The sequence below is a fragment of the Streptomyces sp. AM 4-1-1 genome, assembly GCF_029167625.1.
GTDB lineage: Bacteria > Actinomycetota > Actinomycetes > Streptomycetales > Streptomycetaceae > Streptomyces.
Genome location: NZ_CP119145.1, coordinates 2,691,245 through 2,705,399 on the forward strand (window position 1 = coordinate 2,691,245; position 14,155 = coordinate 2,705,399).

The window sequence follows — 14,155 nt, forward strand, 5'->3', positions numbered from 1 at the left end:
GGCGTGTGATCCCCGCGCGTGCGGGGGTGGTCCCGGCTCGAATCTGTTGCTCGGGGCGAGACTCAGGTGATCCCCGCGCGTGCGGGGGTGGTCCTTGCGGGAAGATCCGGCCGGGCAGTGACCTCAAGTGATCCCCGCGCGTGCGGGGGTGGTCCCCGCGCATCGTATGGCCCGACGAGGGCTGACCAGTGATCCCCGCGTGCGGGGGTGGTCCGGTCCCGGTGGGGCCTGCCCCTCACGCGGCCCGTCGCGGTTATCCCCGCATACGCGGGGAACGAAGAACCAAAGCTCTCCCGCAGGCTGGCGAACAGCGCTCGCTCGTGGTCGTCAGCTGGATCAGCGGCCGGAGAGTGGCCTCCGCAGCGGACGGTCCCGGGAAGTCCTCGGGCAGCGCGTCCACAAGTAGTTCATCCACGGGCTTGGCGAGCCAGTATCCCGGTTGCCTCAGTCGGCCGGATAGGCGGAACCCTGCCTTCTCGTACGCGGCGATGCCAGCTCGGTTCGGCTCCAACACCTTCAGCCACACCATGCGCAGGGCAGCAAGATGGAACGCCCAGTCCAGCGTCAGGCGAGTCGGACGAGTCGGACGAGTCGAGAGAACCGGCAACTGCGCAAACCGAGTACCCATGTTGCGACAATTCCTCCTGATAGCTGACGAGACGTCAGCTCCCAGGCCCTGGTTCTGCGGGAGCGGGATGACAGGTAGGGCCGCAGCCGTACGCTGGACCTTGAGGTGATGCGGCGATGTCCACAGGGTTGGCCGACAACGTAAGGCGATTCCGGCGCGCTGCGGGGCTGAGTCAAGAGGGCCTTGCGGAAGAGTCGCGTTTGTCTCTCTCTACCGTGCGGAAAGCCGAGCAAGGCGGAGAACTCAGTATGGCCTCGCTGGCGGCCCTTGCCCGCGCGCTGGGTGTGTCCACGTCGGACCTGTTCGCCAGCGAGGCACCGAGGCCCACCATCGGAGCAGTGGACGAAGCCAACCGGCGGAGCCTGGCGGAGCTGCGACGGGCCCTGATGCCCCCCGTGGGCCTCTCCGCACCTCTGTCGGAGCCTGGGGAGGCGAGGGAGCCCCGGGCCGTTCTCCAAGGCGTACAGGTCGGCCACGCGCTCTATCAGGCGGATCGCTATACGTCCGTGGCGCGCGCCTTGCCCAGCCTGTTGCAGTCCTCAGAGGCCGCCGTGGCGATCCTGGAAGGCACGGAGCAACGACAGGCCACGATCGCCCGTGCGCATGCGCTGCTGTTGACCGGCAAGTACCTGACTCAGGTCCGTCAGTACGACATGGCTTACTTCGCCTTGGCGGAGGCTATTCGGCTGGCCCGGGAAGCTGGCCAGACTCAATTGGCTGCGACGGGAGTTGTGGGCATGGGCTGGCTGCTGCTGCGGCAGGACCGCTTCGAGGAGAGTGAACAACTAGCAGCGAAGACAGCGGAAGCCATCGAGCCGAGGATTTCCCGGGCGACCCCCGCAGAACTGGCCGTGTGGGGCGAACTCTGGTTGCGGGTGGCTGCTGCTGCGCGGCGGAACAACCGGCAAGACGTTGCGGATCACGCCCGACGGATGGCTGCCACGGCGGGCGGTGCGCTGGGTCGTGAACATACTGAATTCCCGTTCCACTGGAGCGCTTTCGGTCCGGCAACCGCTAAGGCTAAAACCATTGAAGATCTTGCCCTGATTGGGGACTACCGGGGCGTACTCCGGAGGGCCGATGACGGGCCGCTGAGTCCTGAAGCTGCGAAGAACATCGGGCGTTTGAGTCCGAACAACTGGAACCGCCACAGGCTTGATGTCGCCAGCGCCTATGTCTCGCTGGGGTCCCATCAGGACGCCATGGATGAACTCATTTCCCTGCGGGAAGCCGCCGACGTCTGGCTGACTCATCAACCTATGGCACGTCGGGTCATGGCGGATATCCTCCGCACCCGCAAGCGCACACTGACAGCGGACATGCGTCAAATGGCCGCCCAGCTGGGCATTGCTGGCTAAGTACCACGAAGCGAAGTACATAGCGCGGCCCTCGCACCGAACTACGTCGCGTTGTATCTGGGTTGGGCAACTGACGACCCGTAGGTTCTCTCCACCAGCAGTACGGCGGAGGGATATTTCACATGGATGCGAACGGCCGGCCCCGATTGCTTCCGTGGGCCACAGATGACGGTAAGGCGTGCCTCCTGGGTGCATCTGAGAAGGATGGGTTCCTGTCCCGTCTCGCTGACGAATTCGACGCCGCCCAGGCAGCCATTGGCGAGGAGTCGCTGAGCGAGGCCAAGAAGGTACTGGACGACGCCATGTCACCGCATGTGGAAGTGCGGTACGTCGGGCTTCGACTCGCTGAGAGTCCTGCCGGTCTGCTGCGAATCGCTGAGAGCCGAAGGCTACGCCTGCCCAGCGACGAAGACCCAGATGAAGCGCCATGAGCACCCGGTATTCGCTTTCGCAGACAACACCACCCGTCATATGACCGAAGGCGGATTTACCTTCGAGACGTTCTGCGTGGCAACGGATTGCGGTCAGGGCTCCGGTGCCCAGGACAACAGGAAGCCGCGCAAGCCTGGTACCTACGCCACACAGGGCTGAATCCCGAGCACGATCTCTTCCGCCCAGTGGACACGGACCACGCGCGCGTCACGGAAGCACAGCCCTCAGCCGGCCACCTCTGAACGTCCGCCTCTGTCGAATTCTCGGCGGATGTCGGCAAAGACCACCCGTCCCGGCCGCTCCAACCCCCTGGAAAGGACGATGGCCGGGACGGGCCGACCCAACAGGAAGGCACAGCAATGCGAAATGCACGCGCCTTATTGACCCCCGCAGGGTTCGAAGGTGTCGCCGCAACTGTCCTCGACAGCAACCCCGGCATGGACCAGCCTACGGCGGAACGGATCGTCGCAGAAGCACTCAAGTTCGTGGACGCCGCAGCGCGGTTCCGCACGGTCAAGATCGCCCCTTCCAAGGTGGTGGATGAGGGGTGGCACGCGCTGATTCTGCACACGGCGCTCTACGCCAAGCTGTGCGAGGGCCTGGGGCACTTCGTCCACCACTATCCGGAGCGCCCCGACCCGGAGCGCTTCGACCAGCACGTCATCACACGCACGCTGGCGACCATCGAACAGGCCGGGTACGACACCGACTCGGAGCTGTGGACGGCCCCCACCAAGTCCCTGGTAACAGTCGCCGCCCAGTGCCAGCACTGCCCCCCGGGTGGCTGCGGCCCCATCAACCCCGGCAACTGCGCAACCCACGGCGGAGGCGGCGACTAGGCTGCGCGGACCGCAACGAAGGGTGAGCAGATGGACGCGGAACAAGCCCGCCAGGTCGACAGAGTGCTGCGACAGGTGGGCATCCCCGGTGTCGTCGCGCCAGAGGACCCGGAGAACCTGACAGGCCTGTGGCGCGTGTACGACCAGGCCGACCCCGCGACCCGCAGGGACATCACCGCTGATGTAGTGGCGGCCCTGGCGGCGGAGTTTGAGCCGCCCACGCCCAGACGGCACAGCGGGCCGACCCGGGGGTTCGTACTGCCGCCGAAGAAGGACGAGTAGCACCCGCATACCGGCCCCGGCCAGCGTTCCCACTCGGACGCTGGCCGGGGTTTCTGCATGTCCGGGCCCGTGGCGTACCTCGCTGGAAGTCGTAAGTGTTCGGACACGGCATCAAGGACCATCTGCTCTCCTTCACCCTCATCTCGACCGGCGGTGCGGTGGTCGGTCTCGCCGCAGCAGCCTTCGTACCCTTCCCTGCGGCCGGGGCATGGCCTTACCTGGGGTGCCCAGCCGTACTGCACGGCTCGTCCCTGGGCTACATCGCCTGGCTGATGATCCTGGAAGGACTCACCATCCCGGTGTACGCGCTGTACCGCCGCCGTGGCCGGCTCCTCACCGAGCTTCGTCCGTTCGCGGTACGCGGGTTGGCCGGCGGAGCGATGTCCGTGGTGGCGTACGGGCTGGTCCTGTGGGCCCAGACGAGGGCGCCGCTGGCTCCGATCGCCGCCCTGCGCGAGTCGTCGATCATCGTGGGAGCGGTGATCGGGACCGTGTTCTTCAAGGAGCGTTTCGGGGCGCCGAGGCTCGCGGCGGCGGGTCTGATGGTGATCGGCATCGGCCTGATGCTGCACACCGACTGAACCACCCGCCAAACTCCCCCGGCCCGGCCCGGCCCGGCCCGGCCTGGTCGCAGGCCCGGCCGCCTCACCCCAGCGTCCGCACCGGCCTCCCCGCCAGGAAGGCGGCGATGTCCTCCACGGCCTGGGTGAAGTAGCCGCGGTAGTTGCGCTCGGTCACATAGCCGAGGTGCGGGGTGGCCAGCAGGTTCGGCAACGAACGGAACTCGTCGTCGGCCGGCAGTGGTTCGTGCTCGAACACGTCCAGTCCGGCGCCCGCGATCCATCCCCCGCGCAGGGCGTCGGCGAGTGCCGTCCGGTCGACGATCGCCGCCCGCGAGGTGTTGACGAGATACGCCGAGGGCCGCATCCGCTTCAGCTCGTCGGCGCCGAGCAGTCCGCGCGTACGGTCACCGAGCACGAGGTGGACCGAGACGAAGTCACTGGTCTCCAGCAACTCCTCCTTGCTGCCCGCGAGTCGGACGCCCACCGCGTCGGCGCGCTCGGCGGTGAGGTTTTGGCTCCATGCGGTGACCTCCATGCCGAACGCCTGACCGACCCGCGCGACCCTCGTCCCGATCTTGCCCAGTCCGAGCAACCCCAGCCGGTTGCCGTGCAGATCGGTGCCGAGCGTGCTCTGCCAGGGCCCGCCCGCCCGCAGCGCCCCGCTCTCCTCCCCGATCCGCCGGGCCAGGCCCAGGATCAGCGCCCAGGTCAACTCGACCGCCGGCTCGGAACCGCTGGCGGTCCCGCACACCGTGATTCCGCGCCGCGCCGCGGCCCCGAGATCGATGGACGCGTTGCGCATCCCGGTGGTGACCAGCAGCCGAAGCCTCGGCAACCGGTCGAGGACCCGCTCGGTGAAGGGCGTACGCTCCCGCATCGCGACGACGATCTCACAGCCCTCGATCGCGGCGACCAACTCGTCCTCCGTCGCGAAGTGCCGCCGGAACGCCGTCACTTCGACCTCACTCCCGACGGATGACCAGTCGGCGACGGAGAGCGCGACCTCCTGGTAGTCGTCGAGCACGGCACAGCGCAACGTCATCGTGGGTCCCCCACCGGCCTCGGGTACACGTCCTGCCACGCAGCTTAGAAGACGATCAGGCCGACGTGCCGACGGCCGGGGCGGGCGGGCCTCCTACTCCCCCTGGATCGCCTGCCGGAACCCCTGGTTGACGGCCAGCAGACCACCGTCGACACGCAGGGTCGTACCGGTGATCCAGGCCGCGTCCGCGGAGGCCAGGAAGGTCACCGCCGAGGCGATGTCGTCCGGTGCGCCGACGCGGCCCAGCGGGTAGAGGCGGCTCACCCGGTCCAGTTCCGCGTCGCGGCCCGCCCAGGCGTCCGTGCGGACCGTGCCGGGGACGACCAGGTTGACGCGGACACCGCGCGGACCCGCGTGGCCGGCCAGGGTGCGGGTCAGGGAGGCGAGGCCCGCCTTGGCGGCGCTGTAACTGTGATTGCCGTAGTCCTGTTCGCCGTTGACCGAGCCGATGCTGACGATCGCACCCCGGCCCGACGCGATCAGATGCGGTAGCGCGGCGCGGGCGCAGCGGTACGGACCGGAGAGGGAGACGTCCAGGTCGCGCTCCCAGCCCTCGTCCGGCTCGTCCTCGAAGAGGGTGGTGTCGGGGGTGCAGGAGTACGCGTTGTTGACGAGGACGTCGAGCGAGCCGAAGACGCGCACCGCGTGTGCCACGGCTGCCTCGACCGCCGTCCGGTCGGCCACGTCGCACGGCACCGAGTCGGCCGTGCCGCCCGTCTTCCGTATCTCCGCCGCCGTGTCCGCCGCGCGTTCACCGTCCAGGTCGGTGACGAGGACACGGGCGCCCTCGGCGGCGAACCGGCGGGCGGTGGCCGCGCCGATACCGCGCGCGGCGCCCGTGACGAGTACGCCGTATCCGTCGAAACGTGAACCTGTGATGGGTGTCATGCCGTTGACCGTACTGCTCTGACCAGGGCCTGCGCACGGGGATCGGCGGTGACGCCCTTCTGGAGGCCGTTGGTCACGTAGCCGAACGCGATGCCCGATTCAGGGTCGGCGAATCCGAGTGAGCCGCCGCGCCCCGGATGGCCGAAGGAGCCGGGGGCGAGGAGCGGGGCCGCCGGTCCGTGCAGCATGTAGCCGAGGCCGAAGCGGGTGTTGACGACGAGGACCCGGTCCGGGCCCGCCGACTCCTCGGTACGGGCCAGGGTGAGGGTGGCCGGGGCGAACAGCCGGTGGCCGTCGACCTCGCCGATCATCGCCGCGTAGCAGCGGGCGAGCGCGCGGGCGGTCGCGATGCCGTTGGACGCGGGGAGTTCGGCGGCCCGGTAGCCGGGCGCGTTCTCGTCGGGGAACGGGTCGATGGCCCCGAAGGCGCGGCTGGTGAGGGAGTCGGGGTCGCTGTAGGCGTCGGTGACCGCGCGTTTGGGACGCATCCGCAGGGCGCCGCTGTGCACGGCGGCGGGTGGTTCGGCCGGTCCGATCCGGCCGATCCGGTGCGCCTCGTGCTCGGGGAGCCCGAACCAGAAGTCCAGGCCGAGCGGGCGGGCGATCTCCTCGGCGATCCAGCGGCCGATGGTCCGGCCGGTGACGCGGCGGACGAGTTCACCGACGAGCCAGCTGTACGTCTGGGCGTGGTAGCCGTGGTCGGTGCCGGGCTCCCACTGCGGCGCCTGCGCGGCGACCGCCCGGGGCCCGGACACCCCGTCGGCGGCCTCTCCCGGGGTGAGCGGCCGGTCGAGCGCGGGCACCGCGGCCCGGTGCGCCAGGAGGTGGCGTACCAGGACGCGTTCCTTGCCCGCCGCCTTGAACTCCGGCCAGTACGTGCCGACCGGGGCGGCCAGGTCGACCTGGCCGCGCTGGTGCAGCAGCAGCGGTACGGCGGCGGCGATGCCCTTGCCCGCCGAGCGGACGATCTGCACGGTGTCGACGGCCCACGGTTCGACGCCGTCGACGTCCCGGGTACCGGCCCACAGATCGACGACCTTGTGCCCGTGGCGGTAGACGGTGACCGCCGCGCCGCGTTCACCGTGGTGCTCGAAGTTACGGACGAAAGCGTCCGCGACCGGCTCGAATCCGGCCGCGACCGTGCCCCGTACATCCACGCCTGTTCCCGCGCTCGCGCTCATCCCTCCATGGTGCATCGCCCGGCGGGCGGACCGTGCCACGGGGGTTGCCACCGGGCGCCGGTCGGGCGTTCCGGCCCAGGGCCCGCCCGGGTACGGAGGCTCAGCGGAACGGGCACTCGAAGGCGTGGTCGCTCAGACGCCCGGCGTGACGGAGCCCGGGTCGAATCCGAACGGCAGTTCAAGGCGGTGGGCGCGCATCAGTTCCTCGTCGCAGAGCAGGTCCTGCGTACGGTTGTCGGCGGCGATCACCCCGTCGCTGAGCACGACGGCTCGCGGGCACAGCTCCAGGGCGTACGGCAGGTCGTGCGTCACCATCAGCACCGTGACGTCCAACGACCGCAGGATGTCGGCGAGTTCGCGGCGTGACGCGGGGTCGAGGTTGGACGACGGCTCGTCCAGGACCAGGATCTCCGGTTCCATGGCGAGGACGGTCGCGACGGCGACCCGGCGGCGCTGGCCGAACGAGAGGTGGTGCGGCGGCCGGTCCGCGTATTCCTCCATGCCGACGCGCCGCAGCGCGGTGACGACCCGTTCCTCCAGCTCGGGGCCACGCATTCCGGCGGCGGCCGGGCCGAAGGCGACGTCCTCGCGGACGGTCGGCATGAACAGCTGGTCGTCCGGGTCCTGGAAGACGATGCCGACGCGGCGGCGGATCTCGGCGAGGTTGCGCTTCTCGACGGGCAGCCCGGCGACCCGGACGGTTCCCGCGCCCGCGTCGAGGATGCCGTTGAGGTGGAGGACGAGGGTGGTCTTGCCCGCCCCGTTCGGCCCCAGCACCGCGACGCGTTCGCCGCGTCCGACGGTCAGGTCGACCCCGAACAGGGCCTGGTGGCCGTCCGGGTAGGCGTAGGCGAGGCCGCTCACTTCGAGCGACGGCGGCGGGGAGGGTTCGGCGGGGGTGGTGGGTCCGGCGGACGAGGCGGAAGAGGCGGAAGTGGTGGGTCCGGCGGGCGCGGGCCGGCCTGCGGGCGCGGCGGCGGCGACCGGGGGTACGGAAGGGACCGAGGGGACGGGAGACACGGACGGCGGGGTCATAGAGTCCATCCCAGCAGACATACGACGAGGGCGAGAGCGGGCAGCGCAGCGGCGTACGCCCACTGTCTGCGGTCCGCCGTGATCTCGTCGATGACCGGCATCGATCCGGTGTAGCCACGGCTGATCATTGCCAAATGGACGCGCTCGCCGCGCTCGTACGAGCGGATGAAGAGGGCGCCCGCCGTCTTGGCGAGCACACCCCACTGGCGTACTCCGCGCGCCTCGAAACCGCGTGAGCGCCGGGCGATCGACATCCGCCGCATCTCGTCCGTGATCACGTCCCCGTACCGGATCATGAAGGAGGCGATCTGGACGAGCAGCGGGGGCAGTCTCAGTCGCTGGAGGCCGAGCAGCAGGGAGCGCAGTTCGGTGGTGGACGCGAGGATCACGGAGGCGGCGACGCCGAGGGTGCCCTTGGCCAGGACGTTCCAGGCGCCCCAGAGGCCGTTCACGCTGACGTGGAACAAGGACAGGACCTCGATCTGCTCGCCGGGCACCACGAACGGCATGAGCAGCGCGAACGCCACGAACGGCACCTCGATGACCAGTCGTCCCAGCAGGAACCGGGCGGGGATGCGGGCCACCATGGCGACCCCGGCGAGCAGTGCGGCGTACAGCGCGAACGCCCAGACCGCCTCGCGGGGCGTCGAGACGACGACGATCACGAAGGAGAGGACGGCGGCGAGTTTGCAGTGCGGGGGCAGGGTGTGGACCGGGGTGTGGCCGTGCCGGTAGAGCGTGTGCGCGTGGCCCGCCCCCATCTCAGACGGCGTCCCTGACCGGGGTACCGGTCTCGGTCCCGGCCGCGCGGCGTCGGCGTACCGCCCAGAAGACCCCGCTGCCGACGACGATCGTGGCGCCGACCCCGATCATCCCGGCGAGGCCGCCGGACAGACGGGCGTTGGTGATGTCCTTGACGCCGTAGTCGGCGAGCGGGGAGTCCTTGGCCGCGTGGTCCTCGACCTTCCTGTCGATGCCCTTGTCCGCGGCGACCTTCTCCAGGCCGTCCGGGTTGGCGGAGGCGTAGAAGGAGACGAAGCCCGCGAGGACGAGCGCGGTGACCAGGCCGGTGATCCACAGTGTGCGCGGGGAGCGCGCGGGGGCGGCAGTGGCGACCGTGGGCGCGGGAGCGGGAGCGGCGGCGGGCGCGTCGATCAGCTCACCGTCGACGCGCAGCTTGAGGGGCGCGGTCAGTCCGCGCGCGCCGTGCACCAGGTCGGGGCGTACGGCGACGACGGCACCGACGGTCAGCGCGGTGATCACCGCCTCGCCGATGCCGATCAGGACGTGGACGCCGACCATCGCCGTGAGGACCTTGCTCACGGGTACGTCGGTGGTCCCTCCGATGGCGTAGATGAGGGTGAACACACAGGCCGCGACGGGCACCGACACCAGCGCGGCGACGAACGACGCCACGGTGAGCGTGCGGCGCTTGCGCGGCAGGACGCTCAGCAGGCCCCGGAACAGCGCGTAGGCGACCACGGTGGTGGTGACGCCCATGACGGTGATGTTGACGCCGAGCGCGGTGAGTCCGCCGTCGGCGAAGAGGATGCCCTGCATCAGCAGGACGACGGATATGCAGAGCACTCCGGTGTACGGCCCGACCAGGATCGCGGCCAGCGCACCGCCCAGGAGGTGGCCGCTGGTGCCCGCCGCGACGGGGAAGTTCAGCATCTGCACGGCGAAGATGAACGCGGCGACGAGCCCCGCGAGCGGCGCGGTGCGTTCGTCCAGTTCGCGCCGGGCGCCCCGCAGGCTGACGGCCACCGCCCCGGCGGCGACGACACCGGCGACGGCGGAGACGGGTGCGTTGATGAATCCGTCGGGTACGTGCATCTGTGTGGCTCCGCTTCGTCGATACCGTCGCCACGAGAGGCGGGGTCATGAACCCATCAATAATAGGGCTCTATTGCGAACAGTTCGCAAGAGCGGGCCCATCACAACTGACTACCGCACTCCTCATGCCGATCCCGCGAAATATGGGACATTGGAGTGCAAAGTCCCGCAGAGTTGAGGAGCCGGTCCGATGCCCCCCGTGATCGAAGAGCCCGCCCGAGCCCGGCTCATATCCGACGCTCCCGACGAAGGCGGTCAGATCCCCGTGGCCCTGCGGTACGACGCCACCGCCGATCCCCCCACCGTCCACGTCACCTTTCCCGGCGGGACCGACTGGGTGCTGGGCCGCGATCTGCTGGAGGACGGGCTGCGCACGCCGGTGGAGCGGGGCGGGGTACGTGTCTGGCCCTGCGGCCGGGCCCAACTGGTCGTGGAACTGCACTCGCCCGACGGCGTCGAGGTGATCGAGCTGGACAACGGGCCGCTGATCCGCTTTCTGGACCGTACGTACAAGGAGTCCGTCAGCGTCTGACGCGCGGCGCGGCCGGGACTCGGGCCCGCCGGGCTCAACGCGTCACCGCAAACGCCTCACCGCAACACGTCACGGCAAGGCGTCAGCGCAACGTGCCAACCGCAGCACAGCGGCGACACGTCGGCGCGACAACGCCGTACCTCATGGCCACATACGTCACACGAGCACGCCGAAGGCCCCCGTGCCGCACGGGGGCCTTCGCACCGCCTCCGACCCCGTCCCCACGGGTGACCGGCGGCGTACCGGGGGCGCGCTCTGCTCGCACGCGCCCCCGGGGTCTCAGACGCGGGTCAGTTCGCGCTCCCCACCGGAACCGCCCTCACCGTCACCGGCCGCGCCGGGCGTCGCGCCCAGTTCCTTGCGCAGCCCCTCGCCCTCCACGTCCACGTTGGGCAGCGCCCGGTCCAGCCAGCGGGGCAGCCACCACGCGCGCTTGCCCAGCAGGGCGAGCACGGCGGGCACGATCGCCATCCGGACCACGAACGCGTCGAAGAAGACCGCGATGGCGAGCGCGAAGCCGATCATCTTGATCATCGACTCGCTGGAGCCGATGAAGCCCGCGAAGACCGCCATCATGATCACGGCGGCGGCCGTCACGACCCGGGCGCCGTGCCGGAAGCCGGTCACGATCGCGTCCCCGGGCTTCTCCCCGTGCACGTACGCCTCTCGCATCCGGGTGACGAGGAACACCTCGTAGTCCATGGCCAGACCGAAGACCACACCGACCATGAAGATCGGCATCATGCTCATGATCGGACCGGTCTGCTCGACGCCGAGCAGCGAACCGAGCCAGCCCCACTGGAAGACCGCGACGACCGCGCCCAGGGCCGCGACGACCGAGAGCAGGAAGCCGAGGGCCGCCTTGAGCGGCACCAGCAGCGACCGGAAGACCACCATCAGCAGCAGGAAGGCCAGCCCGACGACGAGTGCCAGGTAGGGCAGCAGGGCGTCGTTCATCTTCTGCGAGAAGTCGATGTTCATCGCGGTGGCGCCGGTGACCAGCACCTCGGCGCCGGTGTCGCTCTTGACCCGCAGACCGGCGTCACGGATCTCGTGGACGACGTCCTCGGTCTCGGCCGAGCTGGGCCGGTCCTTCGGGACGACGGTGATCATCGCGGTGTCGCCGGCCTTGTTGAAGGCGGCCGGGGTGACGGCGGCGACGTGCGGGTTGTGGCCGATCTCGTCGGAGACCCGCTTGGCGGCGGCCTTGCCGTCGGAGCTGCCGGCGGTGTCGACGACGACGAGCAGCGGCCCGTTGAATCCGGGGCCGAACCCGTCCGAGAGCAGGTCGTAGGCGCGGCGCTGGGTGGTGCTGGTGGGCTGCGACCCGTCGTCGGGCAGGCCCATCTCCAGCGACGCGGCGGGTACGGCGACGGCTCCGAGGCCGATCACTCCGGCGAGCAGCACCCACACCGGGCGGCGCAGCACGAACCGCGCCCACCGGGTGCCCATGTTCGGCTTCGGCTCACCGGCGGACGGCCGCTCGGCCGCCTTGCGGGCCCTGCGTCCGTGGACGCGCTTGCCCGCGAAGCCCAGCAGCGCCGGGACGAGGGTGAGTGCGATGAGGACGGCTATCGCGACCGTACCGGCCGCGGCGAAGCCCATCTTGGAGAGCATGGGGATGTTGACGACGGCCAGGCCGACCAGGGCGATGACCACGGTCAGACCGGCGAAGACGACGGCGGACCCGGCCGTGCCGACGGCCCGCCCGGCGGCTTCCTCACGCTCGCGGCCCTCGGCCAGTTCGGCGCGGAAGCGGGAGACGATGAACAGCGCGTAGTCGATGCCGACCGCGAGGCCGATCATCATCGCCAGGGTCGAGGTGGTCGATCCCAGGTCCAGCACGTTCGCCAGCGCGGTGATCGTGGAGACACCGATGCCGACCCCGATCAGGGCGGTCAGCAGCGGCAGCCCGGCCGCGATCAGCGAGCCGAAGGTGATCACCAGGACGACCGCGGCGATGGCCACGCCGATGATCTCGGTGGCACCGGTCTCCGGCATCACCTGGAGCGCGTCACCGCCGATCTCCACGGTGAGCCCGCTGTCCTTCGCCTCGTCGCCCACCTTCTCCAGGGAGTCCCGGGTGGCGTCGGTCAGCTCCATCGAGTTGACCTTGTAGGAGACGGAGACGTACGCGGTGGTGCCGTTCTTGCTGACCGCGTTGCCCGTGTACGGGTCCGCCACCGAGGCGATCTGGTCGGAACCGGACTTCAGGTCGGCGATGAGCGTGCGCACCTCGGCCTTGTTCGCCGGGTCCGTCATCTTCTGGCGGTCGGGTGCCTTGAAGACGACACGCGCGGTCGCCCCGTCGGCCGCCGCGTCCGGGAAGCGCTGTTCCATCAGGTCGAAGGCCTTCTGGGCCTCCGTGCCGGGTATGGAGAACGAGCTGGAGGTGGAGGTGGACGCGGAGGCCGCGCCGAATCCGGCGAGCGCCAGCAGTGCCACCCAGACGAGGGCGACATAGCGGCGGCGCCGGAAGGCGAGCCGTCCGAGCTTGTAGAGGAATGTGGCCACGGAGGCGTACTCCCGGTCAGGTCGTGGTGTGGAAATGGGCGTGCGGAACCAGCCCGACGACGAGAGCGGCGTGTCAGGTCGAGCTTGCGCGGGGAGAGCGGGGAGAGGGCCGTGCGGGGACGGTCAGACTCCGAGGGCGGGGAGCACCACGGAGTCCACGTAATCGACGAGGAACGCCTGGTCCATCGGACGTCCGTCGATCAGTTGCCGAGCGGCGAGCGCACCGATCAGCATGTGGCACACGTACTTCAGCGCCGGGTTGTCCGGACGCACCTCGCCCCGTTCCACGGCTCTGCGCAGCAGCACGTCGAGGCCGGTCATCTCCGGCTCGATGAGCAGTTCACGCAGGGCCTGATGGAGATCGGGGTGTTCGAAGACGGCATGGCTCAGACCCCGCATCAGCGCGGAGTCCTTCTCCATCTGGCAGTCGTCGCTGCGGTGCAGGACGGCGTGGAAGTCGCCGCGCAGCGATCCGGTGTCGATCTCGACGAGGCTCACCGGCTTGTTGTGCCGGAGTGCCCTGGCGACCAGCTCGGGCTTGCTCCCCCACTGGCGGTAGAGGGTGGCCTTGCTGGAACGGGTACGGGCGGCGATCGCGTCCATCGTGAGGGCGTCGTAGCCGACCTCGCGCAGCAGGTCGAGCACCGCCGCGTACAGCTCGCTCTCGCGCTCGGGCGTGAGCCTGCTGCCTGCCATGGGCCGACCTCCCGTTCCCTGATCCGTGCGTCCGGCACGCGCGGGCCGGGCCGGTTGAACACCGGTCGGCCGAACGAAACCGTTTCGTACTCCTACGACGTTACCTCCGCCGTCCAGCGAAACGGACTCGTTTCGACTGTGGGCTGCACCACAGAGTCGCGCCGGGCGCGCGGGCTGGCTGCGGGCCGAGGCGCGGGCCGCAGACCCTGGCGGTACGCGGCCGGGGAGGGAAGGGAAACACCGAGGTGGTACGCGCCCGTGTTGAGTCCTCGGTAAGCCCTCGATGAGTTCGTGACGAGCCCTCGATGAGACCGTGGCGAGCCCTCGGT

The 14,155-nt window shown here is 69.8% G+C and carries 14 protein-coding genes and 1 CRISPR repeat array (1 of these 15 only partly in view); of the genes, 6 read left to right on the top strand and 8 right to left on the bottom strand.

The genetic code is table 11. From position 1 onward, the window contains the following. Window positions 1-216: direct repeats of the CRISPR family, unit length 28 nt; unit sequence GTGATCCCCGCGCGTGCGGGGGTGGTCC; it begins 178 nt to the left of the window's first position. A gap of 528 nt (window positions 217-744) precedes the next feature. The 5 genes from PZB75_RS11330 to PZB75_RS11350 all read left to right on the top strand — a co-directional run bounded on the left by PZB75_RS11330 (window position 745) and on the right by PZB75_RS11350 (window position 4,120). Beyond that, window positions 745-1,986, top strand: a complete 1,242-nt coding sequence (locus PZB75_RS11330; protein ID WP_275535177.1) for a helix-turn-helix transcriptional regulator — start codon at window positions 745-747, stop codon at window positions 1,984-1,986. 417 nt (window positions 1,987-2,403) lie between these two features. After that, on the top strand, window positions 2,404-2,577 hold the full coding sequence (locus tag PZB75_RS11335; RefSeq protein WP_275535178.1) for a hypothetical protein: 174 nt from the start codon (window positions 2,404-2,406) through the stop codon (window positions 2,575-2,577). Between the two features lie 278 nt (window positions 2,578-2,855). Continuing rightward, window positions 2,856-3,257 carry a hypothetical protein gene (locus tag PZB75_RS11340; RefSeq protein WP_343286226.1) on the top strand — a complete coding sequence of 134 codons (402 nt, stop codon included), beginning with the start codon at window positions 2,856-2,858 and terminating at the stop codon, window positions 3,255-3,257. 30 nt (window positions 3,258-3,287) lie between these two features. Next, window positions 3,288-3,539, top strand: a complete 252-nt coding sequence (locus PZB75_RS11345) for a hypothetical protein (protein WP_275535180.1) — start codon at window positions 3,288-3,290, stop codon at window positions 3,537-3,539. Between the two features lie 95 nt (window positions 3,540-3,634). Beyond that, complete coding sequence (locus tag PZB75_RS11350) at window positions 3,635-4,120, top strand: EamA family transporter (RefSeq protein WP_275535181.1); 486 nt, start codon at window positions 3,635-3,637, stop codon at window positions 4,118-4,120. Window positions 4,121-4,184: 64 nt separating this feature from the next. On the opposite strand, the gene PZB75_RS11355 is transcribed toward PZB75_RS11350, so the two are convergent. The 6 genes from PZB75_RS11355 to PZB75_RS11380 all read right to left on the bottom strand — a co-directional run bounded on the left by PZB75_RS11355 (window position 4,185) and on the right by PZB75_RS11380 (window position 10,084). Beyond that, window positions 4,185-5,144, bottom strand: coding sequence for a D-2-hydroxyacid dehydrogenase family protein (locus tag PZB75_RS11355; RefSeq protein ID WP_275535182.1), 960 nt, complete (start codon window positions 5,142-5,144; stop codon window positions 4,185-4,187). 93 nt (window positions 5,145-5,237) lie between these two features. Next, complete coding sequence (locus PZB75_RS11360) at window positions 5,238-6,032, bottom strand: SDR family NAD(P)-dependent oxidoreductase (RefSeq protein ID WP_275535183.1); 795 nt, start codon at window positions 6,030-6,032, stop codon at window positions 5,238-5,240. Then, entirely contained in the window at window positions 6,029-7,189 is a 1,161-nt protein-coding gene (locus PZB75_RS11365; protein ID WP_275538674.1) for a serine hydrolase domain-containing protein, read from the bottom strand. Before PZB75_RS11365 ends, PZB75_RS11360 begins: the two co-directional genes overlap by 4 nt. Before the next feature lie 156 nt (window positions 7,190-7,345). After that, entirely contained in the window at window positions 7,346-8,257 is a 912-nt protein-coding gene (locus PZB75_RS11370) for an ABC transporter ATP-binding protein (RefSeq protein ID WP_275535184.1), read from the bottom strand. Beyond that, window positions 8,245-9,009, bottom strand: a complete 765-nt coding sequence (gene cbiQ, locus PZB75_RS11375; protein ID WP_275535185.1) for a cobalt ECF transporter T component CbiQ — start codon at window positions 9,007-9,009, stop codon at window positions 8,245-8,247. The genes PZB75_RS11370 and cbiQ overlap by 13 nt, the downstream gene beginning before the upstream one ends. Window position 9,010: 1 nt before the next feature. Continuing rightward, window positions 9,011-10,084 (bottom strand): energy-coupling factor ABC transporter permease, encoded by a 1,074-nt coding sequence (locus tag PZB75_RS11380; RefSeq protein WP_275535186.1) that lies wholly within the window; start codon window positions 10,082-10,084, stop codon window positions 9,011-9,013. A gap of 190 nt (window positions 10,085-10,274) precedes the next feature. On the opposite strand from PZB75_RS11380, the gene PZB75_RS32030 reads away from it, so the two are divergent. Beyond that, window positions 10,275-10,616, top strand: a complete 342-nt coding sequence (locus PZB75_RS32030) for an SsgA family sporulation/cell division regulator (protein WP_343286227.1) — start codon at window positions 10,275-10,277, stop codon at window positions 10,614-10,616. Window positions 10,617-10,895: 279 nt separating this feature from the next. Here the strand turns inward: PZB75_RS32030 and PZB75_RS11390 are convergent, their stop codons facing one another. After that, on the bottom strand, window positions 10,896-13,130 hold the full coding sequence (locus tag PZB75_RS11390; RefSeq protein ID WP_275535187.1) for an MMPL family transporter: 2,235 nt from the start codon (window positions 13,128-13,130) through the stop codon (window positions 10,896-10,898). A gap of 123 nt (window positions 13,131-13,253) precedes the next feature. Further along, window positions 13,254-13,826 (bottom strand): TetR/AcrR family transcriptional regulator, encoded by a 573-nt coding sequence (locus PZB75_RS11395; protein ID WP_275535188.1) that lies wholly within the window; start codon window positions 13,824-13,826, stop codon window positions 13,254-13,256. Between the last annotated feature and the right edge of the window lie 329 nt (window positions 13,827-14,155).

Excerpts from the sequence above, each read along its gene's own strand:
- PZB75_RS32030 (WP_343286227.1), top strand. The coding sequence starts at position 10,275 with ATGCCCCCCGTGATCGAAGAGCCCGCCCGAGCCCGGCTCATATCCGAC.
- PZB75_RS11380 (WP_275535186.1), bottom strand. The coding sequence starts at position 10,084 with ATGCACGTACCCGACGGATTCATCAACGCACCCGTCTCCGCCGTCGCC.
- PZB75_RS11340 (WP_343286226.1), top strand. The coding sequence starts at position 2,856 with ATGGACCAGCCTACGGCGGAACGGATCGTCGCAGAAGCACTCAAGTTC.
- PZB75_RS11330 (WP_275535177.1), top strand. The coding sequence starts at position 745 with ATGTCCACAGGGTTGGCCGACAACGTAAGGCGATTCCGGCGCGCTGCG.
- PZB75_RS11360 (WP_275535183.1), bottom strand. The coding sequence starts at position 6,032 with ATGACACCCATCACAGGTTCACGTTTCGACGGATACGGCGTACTCGTC.
- PZB75_RS11345 (WP_275535180.1), top strand. The coding sequence starts at position 3,288 with ATGGACGCGGAACAAGCCCGCCAGGTCGACAGAGTGCTGCGACAGGTG.
- PZB75_RS11395 (WP_275535188.1), bottom strand. The coding sequence starts at position 13,826 with ATGGCAGGCAGCAGGCTCACGCCCGAGCGCGAGAGCGAGCTGTACGCG.
- PZB75_RS11355 (WP_275535182.1), bottom strand. The coding sequence starts at position 5,144 with ATGACGTTGCGCTGTGCCGTGCTCGACGACTACCAGGAGGTCGCGCTC.
- PZB75_RS11370 (WP_275535184.1), bottom strand. The coding sequence starts at position 8,257 with ATGGACTCTATGACCCCGCCGTCCGTGTCTCCCGTCCCCTCGGTCCCT.
- PZB75_RS11335 (WP_275535178.1), top strand. The coding sequence starts at position 2,404 with ATGAAGCGCCATGAGCACCCGGTATTCGCTTTCGCAGACAACACCACC.
- cbiQ (WP_275535185.1), bottom strand. The coding sequence starts at position 9,009 with ATGGGGGCGGGCCACGCGCACACGCTCTACCGGCACGGCCACACCCCG.